The sequence below is a fragment of the Exiguobacterium sp. UBA6282 genome (assembly GCF_002440475.1).
In the GTDB taxonomy this organism is placed as follows: domain Bacteria; phylum Bacillota; class Bacilli; order Exiguobacteriales; family Exiguobacteriaceae; genus Exiguobacterium_A.
In genome coordinates, this window is sequence record NZ_DJUM01000057.1 from 34,344 (window position 1) to 49,988 (window position 15,645).

A 15,645-nucleotide genomic window follows, 5' to 3' on the forward strand; every position below is an offset into this window, starting at 1 on the left:
GAGAAAATTTATGAGATGTATTTAGCTTATAAAGAAGACGGGGACTTCGTCGGCATGGATATGGCGCGGAAGTTCATTCAGATGGGGCATACGCGTGCGCGACGTTACGCGAACTACAAGGGTGGGCGCAAATATAAAGATAAAGAGACCAAAGAATTACACACACGCGAAATCGACGAAGAAAAAGCAAAATCCGCGGCCATCTTCCAAGAAAAATGGGATTTGATTCGGGCGGACGAAGAATACCTTGAACTCAAACGTGCGCATCAAAAGCAGTACGGATAAGTCATTTCAAAATAAAGGGAATCCATTCAAACCATGCGATACTGAAAAGAAAACGGGAGGCATGAGGATGAACCGTTGGTGGATTCCGCTGTATCCGATCGGTCTATTTTTACTGGTCGATCACTTTTTCTATGATATTTCATTGATATGGCTTATCATGCTTGGTATTGTGAGCATCCTTTTAAGTATCCGTCCGAAGCGACCATCCTTTTCGTCATATCGTCCATTAATGATTGGGACGTTTTTGATCGGCTGTGGTCTGATGCCATGGTTGACGCTGGATTTTACAGGAGTCGTCTTCGTCTTCTTGTTAACAGAAATCGCTGCAAAACTGCTCGTGTCAGTAACGGAGGAACAATTCGTATGACGAACGAATAGGGATAAAGGAAATAGCCTCGATTACTCTGTCCAATAGGATAGAGCGATCGAGGCTATTTTTGATTCGTTTAAGAACTCTGTTCGACCTTGGCAATTAATCGTGCTTGACGTTTTTGCCAGATGAATGATCCGATGAACGTCACGACGAGGAAGATCAGACCAAGTGCGAATGGATAGAAAATGTTGACGTCATACAGTACACCGGCAAGCGTCGGTCCGAGCACGTTCCCGATGCTCATATAGGCATTGTTCATTCCCATAGCAAAGCCTTGCTCATTACCAGCGAGCTTTGAAATCATCGTATTCAAGACGGGGCGTAAAATCGATGTCGCAAGGAAGATGACGAGGGTAATCGCAAAGAATCCACCGTAACTTGATGTCAATAATGACAACAGGAAGCCGAGTGCTGCGATGAACAGGAACAGGTTCAGGACCTTTCCTTCGCCTAAATTACGGGATAACTTATCGACGATGAAGATTTGAGCAATGACGCTGATGATTCCAGTTGACGTCACCATGATCGCGATGTCCTTCGGTGAAGCACCGAATTGATCATCAACGAACAGACCGAGTACCGATTCGTATGCCATGAGACCAAAGCTCATGACGAGTGTAATGACGAGCGGTACGAAGTACGGTTTTTTAAACGATGTCCCCAGTTTCTTAAGCATCGACCCTTCATCTGGTGCCATCGCTGTTGCATCGTGTTGTTCGCTTTCTTGAAGTAACAGGACGCTGAATAAGACAGCTGCACCCGAGACGATCGCTGAGATGAGCAACGGCAATTTTAAGTCATACTCGGCAAGGAATCCACCGATTCCTGGACCGATGACGATCCCGAGTGACATCGCAGCTGAGACATAGCTGTTTCCTTTTGCACGTTGATCCATCGTCGTGATGTCCGCAACGTAAGCAAAAATCGCTGGAATCAGGAGTGCGGCACCGGCACCACCGATTGCGCGCGAGATGTAGAGAACCGTGACAGAGTTTGAGAAATAGAAGACAAACATCGAGAGCGTCAAGCCGATCAATCCATAGATGATCATCTTACGACGACCATATTGATCTGCCCATTTACCAGCAATCGGTGACATGACGAGCTGTGCTCCGGCAAAGATGGCAATCATTAATCCAGCCGCCGTTCCACCTTGTCCAATCGACGCTAAGTAAGCGGGTAGAATCGGAATGATGATCCCGAAGCTCCCGACCGCAATAAACATATTGATCATGAGAACCGTTAATTTTTTTCGTTGATCCGCGTGCAAGGGGACCCCTTCTTTCGACCCGCTTTTTGTAAGCGGTTATTTGTTTCACCTTCATTATCTTAGATTCAAGCTAAAGCGTCTGTCAACGTAGACGAGTCGATGATTTGAAAAAGACTCTATCCTTCAAGAAGGATAGAGCCAATTCAAACTTATTGCTCTTTTTTGAATAACCATTTGACGTTCGGTGACAGCAACGGTCGGAAAATCGTCACGATGGGTCGACTCGACAGCAACCAGACGAATCCGGTAGCGAGTAAGAAAGAAAGTCCAATCAATAACAGTGGTGACTCTGTAATGGCTGGTGGAACCGAATCTCGGAACAAACGAACGATGAACGAGTGGATCAAATAGATCGCGAGCGTCTGAATTCCGATCTGGTCGAACCGTTCACCGAACGACCGATGCGGTACGAGCAGGAGAACGGAGAAGATCATGATAGTGCTGATGGCGTAAAGAAACAGTTGGATTGCCACTCCCTTGAGAAGCGGGACTTCGAATTCACCATACGTATCGCGGTAAAAGAGCCAGACCGTGTCAAACCCATTTTTTGTCCAGAGAATCATGAAGACGGCAATCAAGAGTGAGATGATCAGTCCGGTCAACCGCCCGATCGGTGCTGTCATCTGTTTTCGCCAGCCGGTATCAGTTAACCAGCCACGCTCCTTGACGAGATACCCCATCAAGAAGAACGGATAAAAGCTGACGACTTTTTGTAATGATAGGAAGTTCGTGATCGAATCTGGATTGGCGTTGATCAATAAGGCGAATAAGACACTGACGATCAGCGGAAAACGCATCGCTAGAAAAGCCGGTGTGACGGTCTGCCAAATGATAATGCCGAGCAAATACCAAAGCGTCCAGTTCGGAACGAGTGGATGAAGTAATCCATCGAGCATTTCCCGTAAGGAGTCATCCTGCGTGTAAGATAAATAAATTTCGTGAATCGACTGCCAGAGAAAATAGAGAACGACGAACGCGATGATTCGTTGTGGTCGCGCTTGTTTGAAGAAATAGCCACTCATGAAGATGAAGGCTGGCATATGCAACAGGTAAATGACGTTATATGCCATCTTGACGACATCATTTCCTGGTAAGTCACGGAACGTCTCGATCAAGTGACCAAAGACAACCGTGAAAATGAGTAGCACTTTATAGTTTCCAAGCCAATGATCGTACATAGGAGCGGTCACTGGTTTGATAGCAGTGGTCATTTTTTTTCACCAAGCAGAATTTGATCGACGAACCGGGCACTCGATTTCCCGTCCTGATGCTCGAAGAAGTACTCCGCGAATGCTTTGACGTTGTGCATTTCGAAGTCTTGATTTTTAATTCGCTCAATCAACTCTTCTGATGTCTTGACGATCGGACCAGGTACGAATTCCTCGAAATCATAGTAAAAATCGCGTTTCGAGATATAGTCTTCAAGATCGTACGCGAAGAACAACATAGGTCGATTCAATAGAGAGAACTCGAAACACGTCGATGAGTAATCCGTGATTAAAATGTCTGAGACGAACAGCAATTCATTGATTTCACGATGATCCGTCAAATCAAGGAAGAAGTCGGCATAGACTTCAGGAATCTCCATCCGACGACGGATGAACGGGTGGAGTTTTAGGACAAAGACATACTCCTCATGAAGTGCTTCATACAACGCATCGAGATCCAGCTGATCAAAATCATAATAGGCACTCTTCGCACCATTTCCTCGGAATGTCGGAGCAAACATGATGACTTTCTTTTGTTTGAAGATTGGATATTCCTCATAAATACGTGCTTTCGCTTCCTCGATGAACGGTTGATCGAAGAACATATCCGTCCGAGGAATACCGGTCGCGATAACTTGGTCTTCCCGTAAACCAAAACCTTCTGCGTAATGACGGGCGACATTATGAGAGCTAACGATCGCTTTCGTGTAGTTCCGGTGACTGAGCGAGTTCGCACTTGGACCACCTGGTTTTCCGAGGCGACTGTAACCGAACGTCTTGAAGGCGCCAACGGCATGCCAGACTTGAACGAGGTCACTACCTTTACGAATATTCAACGGATAGATCATCGGATAGAAATCATCGACAAGAATCGTCTTTGCTGTCGCTAAGTGATACGGCAGCGCAAACTTATCACGCCAATCACGGCGAGACTGGAGATTCGGTTTGAAGAACGTCTTCACGTCGAGATTGAGATTGCGCCGCTCGACTTCATCCAAGATATAGGCGAAGTTACCACTAATATCGCTTCGTGAGTCGGAAGCGAGGATGACTTTATTCTCTTGGATCGGTTGGGTCCATTTCGTGACGTTATAAATCGCCTTGAACGTAAAACGGCGGAACTTGAACGCCCGCTTTTTCATGTTTTTCTTCCATTTCTTATACCGATCGATGACTTGAACTAAACGTTTCGATTCGCCTTTTTTCAGGGAATGGAAACCTAAAGAGTTGCTGTATTGTGAATACTGCACGACAAGTTCGTACTCAAGTAAGATCAACGCGTTACTATGTTTCGTATCAACGCGGTAAGCGATAGGAATGAGTGAACGTGTATCACCAAAAGGCGCTTCATGTAAGATCGTCTTTCCTTGCACGATGGCGAAAAAAGCATCAAAATAACCCATCGGCAACGGACGACCCGTTGGTGTAATGTGGTTCAAATTTAATTCGCCTGTAAAGGACTCTTCCGTCCAGTCTCCTTCAAATGGAAATCGGCAGATGAACGTCCGTTTATTTCGTTTGTTCCGAAAAACGATGGCACGTTCGAGTGGTACCGATACTTCAACAGGTTCAGACTGAATATAGTCGTCGACCGGTTCCTCGGAATCAGTTTGATGCAATATAGAATTTTCAAATAATGTTTGTTCGGCGTGCAAAAAATCAGTCAATCCGCTTAAACGTGCTTCGAAACGAAACGTCGTTCCGGCTAATTCCAAGTAGGTGACCTCGGCATGTAAAGTAGGCATAAGTGTCTCTTCTGTCAAAACCATCTCTCCTCGCTCGAATAATTACATTACATTTACACAATAACGATAAAATTTTAAAATGCAGTTGAACATAGTATAGTGAAACTAGAAATCACCACTCATTATATCGTGAGACATTAAAATTAATAGGGATTTCTTTATTTTTTTGTGTTTTTGTAAAATAACAGTTTAATACAGACTGGATCATTACAGATACCCTGAACGATAGGGAGAGAAAACCGACATACGATTATTTCATAAGGGAGGGAAGCAGGTCGTCTCGTGCGGAATAGGTAACGAGACACTGCGTCAGAAGATGATTTATGCAGCCATTTTAGCTGGAGGAAAAGGAACACGAATGGGGAATGTCGATCGCCCGAAACAATTCTTATCGATCGGAGAACGTCCGATCATCGTCCATACAGTAGAAAAATTTTTGTTACATGAAGATTTTGACCGCATCATCATCGTCACACCGACTGCTTGGATTAACTATACACGCGATATTTTGGAAAAATACATCGGAAAAGATGACCGTCTTGTCATTACACCGGGTGGACAAGATCGAAATGAATCAATCATGGCAGCGGTGAACTGGATTGAAGAGAAAAACGGTCTATCTGAAGAAGACATCATCGTCACACACGACGCCGTCCGTCCGTTCCTGACGCACCGCATCATTAAGGAAAACATCGAAGCAGCGCAAGAGTTCGGTTCATGCGACACGGTCATTTCAGCGATCGATACGATCGTCGCGTCAACGAACGGCAAAACGATCACGGATATTCCGGTTCGTGATCAAATGTATCAAGGGCAAACACCACAAAGTTTCCAAATCACGAAGTTAAAATCGCATTATGAGTCACTCTCAACGGAAGAACGGGCGATTTTGACGGATGCTTGTAAGATTCTTCTTCTGAAAGGAGAAGATGTGGCGCTCGTCACGGGGGAACTGTTCAATATTAAAGTGACGACACCATATGACCTACGGATCGCAAATGCTATCTTGAAGGAGCGGATTCATCAATGATTAATCAAGTCTATCAACTCGTCGCCCCGCGTCAGATTGAAGTGACGTATGATGAGCGGTCTTTGAATACCGATCGTGTCGTCGTACGTCCAACATATTTATCGATTTGTCACGCCGATCAACGCTATTTCACAGGTAGTCGTAGTGCGGAAGTATTGGCGAAAAAATTACCGATGGCGATGATTCATGAGGGAATCGGAAAAGTCGTCCATGATCCAAGCGGTACATTCAAGAAGGGAACACTCGTCGCGATGGTACCGAATACACCGACGGAAGATGATGATATCATCGGTGAAAACTATCTGCGCACGAGTCGTTTTCGTTCGAGTGGATATGACGGCTATATGCAAGACTATGTGTTCTTGAAAGCGGATCGCCTTGTTGAGGTACCGGTCGATCTTGATCCTGAGGTCGCGGCATTCACTGAACTTGTCAGTGTATCGGTCCATGCCTTGACTCGCTTTGAAAAGATTGCGCACCCGCGCCGTGAGACGTTCGGTGTCTGGGGAGATGGAAATCTTGGTTTCATCACGGCACTTTTGTTGCGTAAATTATATCCGGAAGCAAAACTACTCGTCTTCGGTAAAACCCAGTCGAAACTCGACTACTTCTCGTTTGCGGACGAGACATATCACATCGACCAGATTCCAGCTGATGTCTCCTTCAACCACGGTTTTGAATGCGTCGGTGGAATCGGTAGCCAATATGCGATCAATCAGATGATCGATTACATTATTCCAGAAGGCACGATGGCTTTGCTCGGTGTGTCAGAAGATGCCGTCGCGATCAACACGCGGATGATTCTTGAAAAAGGACTGCGTGTCTACGGATCAAGTCGAAGTACACCGGCTGATTTCGCACGGACGATGGAATTGTATCAAACTCATCCGGACATTCCAGCCTATCTATCGAATCTGGTTTCGGGCGTATTCCAAATCCGACAAATCGAAGATATTCATAAAGCGTTTGAAAACGATTTAACGAATCGCTTCGGAAAGACGGTCATGGAATGGTGCATGTGATGATATGCGCTGAAAAAGAGGAGAATCGTCTATGAAACAAAAAATTCGGTTATTGCAACGACGGACGGTCCACTATTTGCTTGCTATGACATATTGGTTGACGAAGCGACTGCCGATCCAATCAAAGAAAGTCGTTTTTGCGACCTATCGTTCCGATCGTCTCGTCGATAACTTTCGTGCCGTCTACGATGAACTAGAGCGACGCGATTTAGGATATGAATACGTTTTTTTGTTGAAACGATTTCCTCAATCGTTGGTGGGACAAATTCAATACGTCTTCCACATGATGCGAGCGACGTATGAATTAGCGACTGCCCGTTATTTCATCATCGATGATTATTATTATCCTGTATATGTCTCGTCCTTACGGAAAGGAACAGAAGTCATTCAGCTGTGGCATGCTTGTGGAGCCTTTAAAAAGTTCGGCTATAGTGTGCTTGATAAATCCTATTCGCCGGATGATGATTATTTGAAGATGGTCCAGATTCACCGGAACTATAGCAAGGTCTATGTTTCCGGTGAAGCATGTATCGCACCATATGCGGATGCTTTCGGAATGACGCAGGAACGGATCTACCCATTAGGGGTTCCACGGACGGATCAACTACTGAACACAGCACGCCAAGCCCGTGTGCGAGAAAAGTTGTATGACCGATATCCAGAATGGCGCAAGAAACGAATCATCTTACTCGCGCCGACGTTCCGAGGAAATGGACAAACAACGGCACATTACGATCAAGAGCTCGATTTTGAGAAGTTTCGTCGTGAGCTTGGACCGGATACAGTCCTCTTGCTTCGCATGCATCCGTTTGTTCTTAATCCACCAATCGTACCGGACGCGTATTCGGATCAAATCATTAACATGACAGACTATCCGGACATCAATGATCTGATGCAGATTGCGGATATTCTGATCACGGATTATTCATCTGTCATCTTCGAGTTTGCCTTGTTGCAGAAGCCAATGATTTTCCTTGTTAACGATCTGCAGTCGTACAAAGCAGAACGCGATTTCTATTTCCCGTATGAATCCTTCGTACCGGGACCGATTGTCTCGACGTTCGAAGACGTCATCGCTTGGATTAAACGCGGGCAATTCGATACGCAGAAGATCGAGACGTTCGCGAATCAGTTCTTTACGTATCAGGACGGGGAAGCAACCAAACGAATTGTCGATCATTTGTTATATGACACGATTCCGGAAGCACCTGTCTATACGAAAACGCCGGTATGAACACAAAAAAACGTTCCGATTGCGTCTCCATTTGGGGAGAGAGACGTCACCGGAACGTTTTTATTTTGAATTGGGGCTTGATTGGCGCGAGCAGGGGTAGCTCGCAGAATGCGCACCTCTTAAAAGTGCGTCAACTTGTCCTTCAGGGACGTTCTCGGTTTGACAGGTGGAACGAGGGCTGGCCAGCCGATTTGAATGACGCCGAGAACCCGTTCATTTTCTGAAGCGTGAACGATTGAAGCATATTCTGGTGTAAACCAATGTTTTCCGCTCTTCCAGCAGCAACCAAGGCCGCGCTCTGTCGCCACCAACTGTAGATTTTGAATCATGGCAGCTGTTGCGAGTGTATCTTCTAGCTGTTGATCCGGTGTCCCTTGTACCTGACAAAGTACTGTTAAGTAAACCGGGACTTCCCGTAATTTTTGTTCAGCCTGTTGACGTTGTTCAGATGTTTTTGTCTCGAATTGACCACGCGCTGTCAGTAACTCCATCAAAGCATCGACGTACCGAGTTTGTCCCTCTTCGATTGCGAGAACAAAACGCCAAGGTTCTCGTAATTTATGATTCGGGGCATACATCGCCGTTTCGAGTAATGCCTCTACTAATTCGACCGGAACTGGTTGTTCCGTATAAGACCGGATGGACCGGCGTGTTTCAATCACTTGTTGGACATGCATCCGTTTCATCTCCTCACTGAGTACTTTTTCACTATAAATGATAACGATTATCATTGTCAATGTTATTTGTCAGAAAACAAAAAGACGATTTCCAAGAGGAAATCATCTTTCGTTGAATTTGTATTAAGAGGCTTTTCGTTCCTCTTCTTGAGCAACAGTCGTTAGTTTCTTTTTCATGAGACGAATCCGGTACAACGCAAATAAATAATGGGCGAAATAAATCGTGAATCCCAGGAAAAGCGTTAATGCTACATGAATCTGAACGCCAGGAACAGCATGAAGCTGAATGAAGAGCAAGACAGCCATTGCCATCGTATAGAGCACCATTTCCACCGATTGTGGCATGACGCGTTGACGTTTTAGGAAAAAGGAACGCATGAGTGGTAGGACGACGAGACTGACGAGACGATCGACCAGTCCGATGACGAGCACACTGATCACCATCGCTAAACCATTTTCAAAAGTGATTAATCGTGGAAAAACAAGATATGTGACGAGTAATAGTGGTCCAACTAACAAAAAGATTGAAATCGAGGCACGTGCAAAGACGAAGAGCCCGTTGACACTTGTTAAAAAGGCGCGAAAAATCTTTTGCGACCAAGGCGATGGTCGACCGACTTGCCAAGCAAAACAACAAGCAAAGATAAACGCATAAAATTGCAGAAAGGCAACCATAAAGCATCTCCTTTAGATATGAAACTCATTGTCCCTAGTGTATCGATTTTAAGAGAGAAGTGCAAAGAAGAACTTTTCACGAAGTATAGCAAAAGACCAGCTGATATGACATCAACTGGTCCTTCATGAATCAATCCAGATTTGGTTCTTTTTTTCCGTGCAAGAAGAAGGACAGAATTAATGCGAGCGCAGATAAAACGGTCGCAATCCAGAACGCGTCAGTGATCCCTTGGATCGTTGCTTGTTTTGTCAGCATCGTAAACCAACTCGTTGAAGCAGCTTGTGAGCTACCCAGCTGTTGTCCAAGATCGTTTAAATGTTGCGAAAGCGTCGGGTCGAGCGTCGTGAACTGATTCGCATCGTCTGCCAAGTGAGCCGTCGTTTGACGGGTCATGACGGTGACGAGAATTGCCGTTCCGATGGAGCCGGCGACTTGACGAAGTGTGTTTTGGGTTGCGTTTCCGTGCGGGATCATCTTCATCGGTAAAGCGTTCATACCGGCAGTCATGATCGGCATCATGATGAATGCCATACCGAATGACCGAAGCATGTAGATGCCCATGATGGAATAATACGACGTATCCATGTTTAATTGCGTCAATTCCCATGTCCCGTACGTCATCAACGTCAAACCGAAGATAGCGAGCGGTCGAATACCGAAGCGGTCAAATAAACGACCGGCAATCGGTCCGGTGATTCCCATGATCAGTGATCCGGGCAAAAGGAGAAGACCTGAATCGACCGGTGAAAAACCGCGAATGCTTTGAAGGTAAATCGGTAAAAGCAACATCCCACCGAACAACGCCATCGTGACGATGACATTGATGAAGAGGGTAAATGAAAATTCCGGAACCTTCAAGACGCGAATGTTTAACATCGGATCTTCCATCGACAGCTCACGCATTGCAAAAGCAGCAATTCCAATTAAGCCGATGACGATCGTGCTGATGACGATCGGGCTATCCCAGCCGTCATTCCCGGCTTCACTGAATCCATAAAGGAGACTGCCGAACCCAATCGTACTGAATAATACACCAAGTGCATCAAAAGAAGGTTTCGAGAGTGGCTGTGTCAGTCGGAACCAAGCCGTACCGAGTAGCAATGTCACTAATCCAAAGAACGACATCGCATAAAACATGACGTGCCAATCATAGTTTTGGATGACATATCCCGTGATCGTTGGTCCGACTGCTGGAGCGAGAATCATCGCGATTCCGAGCATTCCCATGGCAGCGCCACGCTTATGCGGTGGGAACAATGTCATGAAGACATTTGATCCTAGTGGCATTAAGATACCAGCACCTGCCGCCTGAACGACACGCCCGATCATCATGACCGGGAAGTTCATCGCCATCGAACAGATGATTGATCCAAAGAAAAAGAGTGTCATCGAAGCGAGGAACAACTGGCGGAACGTATAACTGCGCATTAAAAAAGCACTGATCGGAATCAAGATCCCGTTGACGAGCATGAAACCTGTCGTCAACCACTGGGCAGTGGACGTCGACACGTTGAAGTCATTGATTAGAACCGGTAACGCGACATTAATCAACGTTTGGTTCAAAATAGCAATGAACATACCAATCAGTAAGACCGTCAGTACTTTCGGAATACTGACGTTTTCAGTCGATACTTGTTTTGAAGGTGCTGCGACTGATGGTGTCACGGTCATCGTCGGTTCCGTCTCGAGGGACTCCTCAAGTGTCGGTCCGTCAGTGGCCAGTGCGATGTCGGATTGACGATTCCGGCGGGCGATCCAGTTGACGCCGATGATGATCAGAATCGTGAACGCACTATATCCGAACAAGAAGGTAGTAGACATGAACGTCCCTCCTTAATCCTTATGAATGCGGACGGTCACATTCATACCAGGTCGAATGTCGAGTGATTTTTCTTGCGAGAGTGATACTTTAACTGGAATGACTTGTGCGACTTTCGTGTAGTTCGCATTTCCGTTTGAAGAAGGCATCATCGAGAACGTCGAAGCTGTCGTCATTCCGATCTGTTCCACTTCACCAGAAAGTGTCGTGTCAGGATAGCTGTCGACATACACGTCAACGGTTTGTCCGACTTTGATTTCATCGATTTCTGTTTCTTCGATGTTCGCTGTGACCCAAAGGTCGTTTAAGTCAAAACCATAGGCAAGTGGTGTACCGGCTGCGACGAAGCCGTTCTTTGTCGCCATCGACTGAACGATCGTTGCCTTCGCAGGCATCGAAACAGAAAGATCTGTTGGTTTTTGTCCAGCTTGCGCAGTCATGATGTGACCAAGTGTTGCACCGCTGTCGAGCGATTCGCCTGTTTTAGCAGACCAGTCCGTTAATTTACCAGCGCTTGGGCTAGCAATCGTTATCATTTTGCCATCGATTTTCGCATTGTCTGTTTTGACATAGCTTGTTGCTTGATCGTAATAGTAGTATCCGACGACCCCACCACCGATCAAAACGATGAGTGTAACGATATTAATGATTAGTAATTTCTTCATACTCATGGGTGTGTTAGCATCCTTTCTTGTGTACAATCGATTCAAAAAAAGTACTCCTCTGGGGGGAGGAGTAATTAATATAGTTAATTATATGGATAGTTAGATAACAAACAACCAACAGTTTCCGACAAAATGTTGGAAAAATAAATGATAACGGATTCATTTTTAAAAAGAGGATGGAAAAGGAGTGAAATGCACATGAAAGAGAGCCGTGATCCACGACCAAAACGGTCACGTGACCGTATTACGATGGAATTGTTTCGTTTACTGAAGACAAATAGCTTTTCGAGCATCACCGTCAAGATGCTGACGGATGGGGCGGGTGTGAACCGCTCGACCTTTTATGCGCACTACACAGATAAATATGATTTGCTTGACCAAATCGTTGAGGAACAGATGATGGCACTCGAACAAGCGATTCGGATTACAGGTACAGGCACCGTATTTCCGACAGTCGAACAGGTCAGTCGTTATTTTGCTCGTTTGTTCATTCACATTGAAGAAAACGAATTGTTTTACCAAACGATGCTCGTTCAAGGTCCTATCAAAACGTTCATCTCACGTTTTCTTGATACGTTGAAAGAAAATTATCGCCTCGTCTTTCGATCCCAAGTCGCAGAGGATGCGACTTTCGTCGATCGGGATTTGTTACTGAACTATGTCATTGGTGGACAGTTAGGATTATTGATTTCCTGGTTACGAAACGGTCGGCCATATTCATCCGCATATATGGCGGAGCAATTGAGCCGGATGATCGTCTTTGGAACGGTTGAAAGCATCGGTTTTCCGAAAGAAACGGAATAAGGTCATAGAAAAAGACACTCCCGCTAGGAAGTGTCTCATATTCAAGCTTGTCGGAAGGCAAGTTCCTTCGTATAAATCGTACTTCGGTTTCGTCCGCTTTCTTTTGAGTAATACAACGCTTTATCTGCTTGTTGTAATGCTTCAAGAGACGTATGGGAACCACTAGAATGTGCAATCCCAAGCGAAATCGTGATTTGCAGATCAGGTACGTCTGCCGTCGGGAACAGGTTGCGTGCGACTGTCATCCGAGCCAACTCTGCGATTTTTTGAGCTTCTTTAGCTGTAGTGCTTGGTAAAATGATCAAAAACTCTTCACCACCGTACCGTCCGACGAGGTCATCCGGTCGTGTTAAGGAAGCGAGTGTCATGCCGAGTTGACGTAGGACATCATCCCCGGCGTCATGACCATATGTATCATTGACGTGCTTGAAGAAGTCGATATCAATCAAGACAAGTGAATACCCTTGATCCGTTGAACCGACAAGTGACAGTGAATCATCGAGACGGCGCCGATTGGCAAGTCCGGTCAAAGCATCCGTCATCGCTAGTTTTTGTTGATACTGAATGTTTTCGAAGTGACGGCGTAATTCCGTCAGCAGTCGAAAAGCAACAAAGCCAGCTAATAGATTAAAGAAGATATAAGCGATTGAAATTTTAAAGAATGTCGACCAGCTGTTTGTCAGGATATAGATGGCAGGTAACGAATAGAGAACACCAATTGACACCAATAATTGAAAATGGCGTGTCGAGACATGAACGAATCGACGTACGATTCCGATCGTCGTAATGATTAAGACGATAATCAGTGTGGACAGATAAAAACCTTCCATTTGATCGACGGGTGTCAAAAAGTAACGTGTCCCGATGATCATTATACCGGCGACGATGGCGCTCGGGAAACCACCGAATAGCATAGCGATCGCGACTGGGATGATTCGTAAATCCACACGGGCGACATCGATCTGAATGCCGTTGAACATCAACAAAACTGCAATCAGACCACAGACAGTTCCCAATATGAGGCGTGTACTCCAGCTGGAATTCAGCGAAATACGTGGTCGATTCCGAAATGGTAAGAATAAGAGAGTAATCGTCGTGAACAGTAGACAAAAGTTAATGATGAATTGATTCATGATGGACAACAAATCCTCCCAACTCCCCCAGCTAACAGATTTCCATATATATACTCCAGTATACTCATCTAGGTAACGGTTAGACAGAGGTAAATGTTTAGATAAAACATAAAAAACGGTAGAAAATCTACCGTTTTTTATGAAGACGAAGTGAGCGTATCCTCATCCATCGTCAGTAAAATCTTATCGAAGACGCGAATCATCGTTTCCAGTTCTTCTGCTGTTAAAGTTCCGAAGCGATCTTGTAAATAGTTTCTTCGGACGACCTCGAGTTCCCGAAAAGCACGCTCTCCGTCATCCGTCAAAGCGAGGACAATCGAGCGACGATCTTCCGTCGAACGCGTCCGTGTGACATATCCTTGTTTATAGAGCTTATCCGTTAAAGCAGTGACTTGACTCGTCGCCAGCTCAAATTGTTCCGCAAGAAGTGTCGGACGCTGAGGACCGTTTTCTGAAAGACTCCGTAAGATGAAAAATTCGCTTCGGGTCGCTGTTCCTTCAAATAGTCGATTAAGTTCACGTCGCAGGGTACGAAGAATGACACGCATTTGTTCCTCGAGTCGGTAAGTCAGCAAATCACGTTCCTGTGGCATGCAAGCAGCATCCTTTCTCTCAGTGGACTTCTATCATTTAGTGTACTAAACATATCGGATTTTTACCATCTACTACCCCAGATTCAAAAAAGGCAATTGACAATTTCGTGGCGGTTTGTGTAATATGGCGTAGTAATAACTAATTTAATTCAGTTCTCACTCAACCAGTGGGATGGAGGTTGCAGTTCTTAAGAGTACGGTTACGGATGTCGTCAAGCGACAAATGAAGTGACCTGAAAGGAAGAATTGCCGAAATCAATCATCGCTTTGAAGATGATCGATTGGGATTAGATCGAATAGGTCTAATACTGTCACAAGTCGGGTATCACTTACTTGTGGAGAGCTATCTTTCACGACGGTAGAATGAGGCGCATTCATTTTATTATGTTGCGTTCTCATCTTCCATCTGGAAGATGAGGGCGCTTTTTGTTTTTTTCATTCAAAAAGTGTCCTCTCAAAAAATCTAAACAGAGAGAAGCGAACGAAATGAACAAACTAGATGTGAAACAAACAACAGATTCGACAGCCGAAGGATTAAAACGTGGATTACAAGCCCGTCATATGTCGATGATCGCCATCGGTGGGGCAATCGGAACAGGACTTTTCATCGCGTCCGGTGCTTCCGTTGCAGCAGCAGGACCAGGTGGTGCACTCCTATCGTATGCAATCGTTGGTCTGATGGTCTACTTCCTAATGACGAGTCTTGGCGAAATGGCGGCGTATATGCCTGTCGCCGGATCCTTCTCGACATACGGGACAAAATTCGTCGATCCATCATTCGGCTTTGCACTCGGCTGGAACTACTGGTACAACTGGGCGGTCACGATCGCAGTTGAGCTCGTTGCAGCACAAATCGTTATGACGTATTGGTTCCCGGACGTTCCTGGATTTTACTTCAGTGCCTTATTCCTTTTACTCATGATCGGCTTGAACTACTTCTCCGTTAAAGGTTTTGGGGAAGCGGAATATTGGTTCGCCATGATTAAAGTCGTCACTGTCATCGTCTTCTTAGTCGTCGGTGTTGCGATGATTTTCGGTGTCTTTACATCGGAGCCACCGGTTGGCTTTAAAAACTTTGCTCTCGGGGATGCGCCGTTCGTCGGTGGTATTC

16 protein-coding genes and 1 riboswitch are annotated in these 15,645 nt (G+C 45.5%); of the genes, 7 read left to right on the forward strand and 9 right to left on the reverse strand.

What is annotated here, in order from left to right; translation table 11 throughout:
* Positions 1-285, forward strand: a 285-nt coding sequence (locus tag B2751_RS15145) for a DUF4385 family protein (RefSeq protein WP_290775529.1), incomplete at its 5' end; no start/stop codon positions are given.
* Between the two features lie 67 nt (positions 286-352).
* Complete coding sequence (locus tag B2751_RS15150; RefSeq protein ID WP_035411525.1) at positions 353-652, forward strand: hypothetical protein; 300 nt, start codon at positions 353-355, stop codon at positions 650-652.
* Between the two features lie 79 nt (positions 653-731).
* Here B2751_RS15150 and B2751_RS15155 read toward each other — a convergent pair whose 3' ends face one another.
* The 3 genes from B2751_RS15155 to B2751_RS15165 form a co-directional block, all read right to left on the reverse strand.
* Positions 732-1,928 carry an MFS transporter gene (locus tag B2751_RS15155; protein WP_290748430.1) on the reverse strand — a complete coding sequence of 399 codons (1,197 nt, stop codon included), beginning with the start codon at positions 1,926-1,928 and terminating at the stop codon, positions 732-734.
* A 149-nt stretch (positions 1,929-2,077) separates the two neighbouring features.
* Positions 2,078-3,139 (reverse strand): acyltransferase family protein, encoded by a 1,062-nt coding sequence (locus tag B2751_RS15160; protein WP_290748427.1) that lies wholly within the window; start codon positions 3,137-3,139, stop codon positions 2,078-2,080.
* Positions 3,136-4,881: a CDP-glycerol glycerophosphotransferase family protein gene (locus B2751_RS15165; RefSeq protein WP_290775531.1), complete on the reverse strand. Its 1,746-nt coding sequence runs from the start codon at positions 4,879-4,881 to the stop codon at positions 3,136-3,138. Before B2751_RS15165 ends, B2751_RS15160 begins: the two co-directional genes overlap by 4 nt.
* A gap of 316 nt (positions 4,882-5,197) precedes the next feature.
* Between B2751_RS15165 and B2751_RS15170 the strand changes: the two genes are divergently transcribed.
* The 3 genes from B2751_RS15170 to B2751_RS15180 are packed head-to-tail and all read left to right on the forward strand — an operon-like array spanning position 5,198 to position 8,167.
* Positions 5,198-5,911, forward strand: a complete 714-nt coding sequence (locus tag B2751_RS15170; protein ID WP_050677332.1) for an IspD/TarI family cytidylyltransferase — start codon at positions 5,198-5,200, stop codon at positions 5,909-5,911.
* Positions 5,908-6,933 carry a ribitol-5-phosphate dehydrogenase gene (locus B2751_RS15175; protein ID WP_290775533.1) on the forward strand — a complete coding sequence of 342 codons (1,026 nt, stop codon included), beginning with the start codon at positions 5,908-5,910 and terminating at the stop codon, positions 6,931-6,933. Before B2751_RS15170 ends, B2751_RS15175 begins: the two co-directional genes overlap by 4 nt.
* A gap of 31 nt (positions 6,934-6,964) precedes the next feature.
* Positions 6,965-8,167, forward strand: coding sequence for a CDP-glycerol--glycerophosphate glycerophosphotransferase (locus B2751_RS15180; protein WP_035411510.1), 1,203 nt, complete (start codon positions 6,965-6,967; stop codon positions 8,165-8,167).
* 119 nt (positions 8,168-8,286) lie between these two features.
* Here B2751_RS15180 and B2751_RS15185 read toward each other — a convergent pair whose 3' ends face one another.
* The 4 genes from B2751_RS15185 to B2751_RS15200 all read right to left on the reverse strand — a co-directional run bounded on the left by B2751_RS15185 (position 8,287) and on the right by B2751_RS15200 (position 12,010).
* Positions 8,287-8,844, reverse strand: a complete 558-nt coding sequence (locus B2751_RS15185) for a nitroreductase family protein (RefSeq protein ID WP_035411506.1) — start codon at positions 8,842-8,844, stop codon at positions 8,287-8,289.
* A gap of 123 nt (positions 8,845-8,967) precedes the next feature.
* The gene (locus B2751_RS15190) at positions 8,968-9,519 is read right to left on the reverse strand and encodes a hypothetical protein (RefSeq protein WP_035411503.1); all 552 of its coding nucleotides are present in this window, start codon (positions 9,517-9,519) and stop codon (positions 8,968-8,970) included.
* 130 nt (positions 9,520-9,649) lie between these two features.
* The gene (locus tag B2751_RS15195; protein WP_290775535.1) at positions 9,650-11,341 is read right to left on the reverse strand and encodes a DHA2 family efflux MFS transporter permease subunit; all 1,692 of its coding nucleotides are present in this window, start codon (positions 11,339-11,341) and stop codon (positions 9,650-9,652) included.
* 12 nt (positions 11,342-11,353) lie between these two features.
* Entirely contained in the window at positions 11,354-12,010 is a 657-nt protein-coding gene (locus B2751_RS15200) for an HlyD family secretion protein (RefSeq protein WP_056064483.1), read from the reverse strand.
* A gap of 192 nt (positions 12,011-12,202) precedes the next feature.
* Between B2751_RS15200 and B2751_RS15205 the strand changes: the two genes are divergently transcribed.
* Positions 12,203-12,808 (forward strand): TetR/AcrR family transcriptional regulator, encoded by a 606-nt coding sequence (locus B2751_RS15205; protein WP_290748409.1) that lies wholly within the window; start codon positions 12,203-12,205, stop codon positions 12,806-12,808.
* Positions 12,809-12,849: 41 nt separating this feature from the next.
* Here B2751_RS15205 and B2751_RS15210 read toward each other — a convergent pair whose 3' ends face one another.
* Positions 12,850-13,941 (reverse strand): diguanylate cyclase, encoded by a 1,092-nt coding sequence (locus tag B2751_RS15210; protein ID WP_235514047.1) that lies wholly within the window; start codon positions 13,939-13,941, stop codon positions 12,850-12,852.
* A 137-nt stretch (positions 13,942-14,078) separates the two neighbouring features.
* Positions 14,079-14,534 (reverse strand): MarR family winged helix-turn-helix transcriptional regulator, encoded by a 456-nt coding sequence (locus tag B2751_RS15215; RefSeq protein ID WP_056064474.1) that lies wholly within the window; start codon positions 14,532-14,534, stop codon positions 14,079-14,081.
* Between the two features lie 165 nt (positions 14,535-14,699).
* Positions 14,700-14,888, forward strand: a riboswitch (Lysine riboswitch).
* 132 nt (positions 14,889-15,020) lie between these two features.
* Here B2751_RS15215 and B2751_RS15220 point away from each other — a divergent pair.
* Positions 15,021-15,645: amino acid permease (locus tag B2751_RS15220; RefSeq protein WP_290775539.1), on the forward strand; the 625-nt coding region annotated here is incomplete at its 3' end.

Excerpts from the sequence above, each read along its gene's own strand:
- B2751_RS15150 (WP_035411525.1), top strand. The coding sequence starts at position 353 with ATGAACCGTTGGTGGATTCCGCTGTATCCGATCGGTCTATTTTTACTG.
- B2751_RS15160 (WP_290748427.1), bottom strand. The coding sequence starts at position 3,139 with ATGACCACTGCTATCAAACCAGTGACCGCTCCTATGTACGATCATTGG.
- B2751_RS15165 (WP_290775531.1), bottom strand. The coding sequence starts at position 4,881 with ATGCCTACTTTACATGCCGAGGTCACCTACTTGGAATTAGCCGGAACG.
- B2751_RS15170 (WP_050677332.1), top strand. The coding sequence starts at position 5,198 with ATGATTTATGCAGCCATTTTAGCTGGAGGAAAAGGAACACGAATGGGG.
- B2751_RS15175 (WP_290775533.1), top strand. The coding sequence starts at position 5,908 with ATGATTAATCAAGTCTATCAACTCGTCGCCCCGCGTCAGATTGAAGTG.
- B2751_RS15180 (WP_035411510.1), top strand. The coding sequence starts at position 6,965 with ATGAAACAAAAAATTCGGTTATTGCAACGACGGACGGTCCACTATTTG.
- B2751_RS15185 (WP_035411506.1), bottom strand. The coding sequence starts at position 8,844 with ATGCATGTCCAACAAGTGATTGAAACACGCCGGTCCATCCGGTCTTAT.
- B2751_RS15190 (WP_035411503.1), bottom strand. The coding sequence starts at position 9,519 with ATGGTTGCCTTTCTGCAATTTTATGCGTTTATCTTTGCTTGTTGTTTT.
- B2751_RS15195 (WP_290775535.1), bottom strand. The coding sequence starts at position 11,341 with ATGTCTACTACCTTCTTGTTCGGATATAGTGCGTTCACGATTCTGATC.
- B2751_RS15200 (WP_056064483.1), bottom strand. The coding sequence starts at position 12,010 with ATGAGTATGAAGAAATTACTAATCATTAATATCGTTACACTCATCGTT.
- B2751_RS15205 (WP_290748409.1), top strand. The coding sequence starts at position 12,203 with ATGAAAGAGAGCCGTGATCCACGACCAAAACGGTCACGTGACCGTATT.
- B2751_RS15210 (WP_235514047.1), bottom strand. The coding sequence starts at position 13,941 with ATGAATCAATTCATCATTAACTTTTGTCTACTGTTCACGACGATTACT.
- B2751_RS15215 (WP_056064474.1), bottom strand. The coding sequence starts at position 14,534 with ATGCCACAGGAACGTGATTTGCTGACTTACCGACTCGAGGAACAAATG.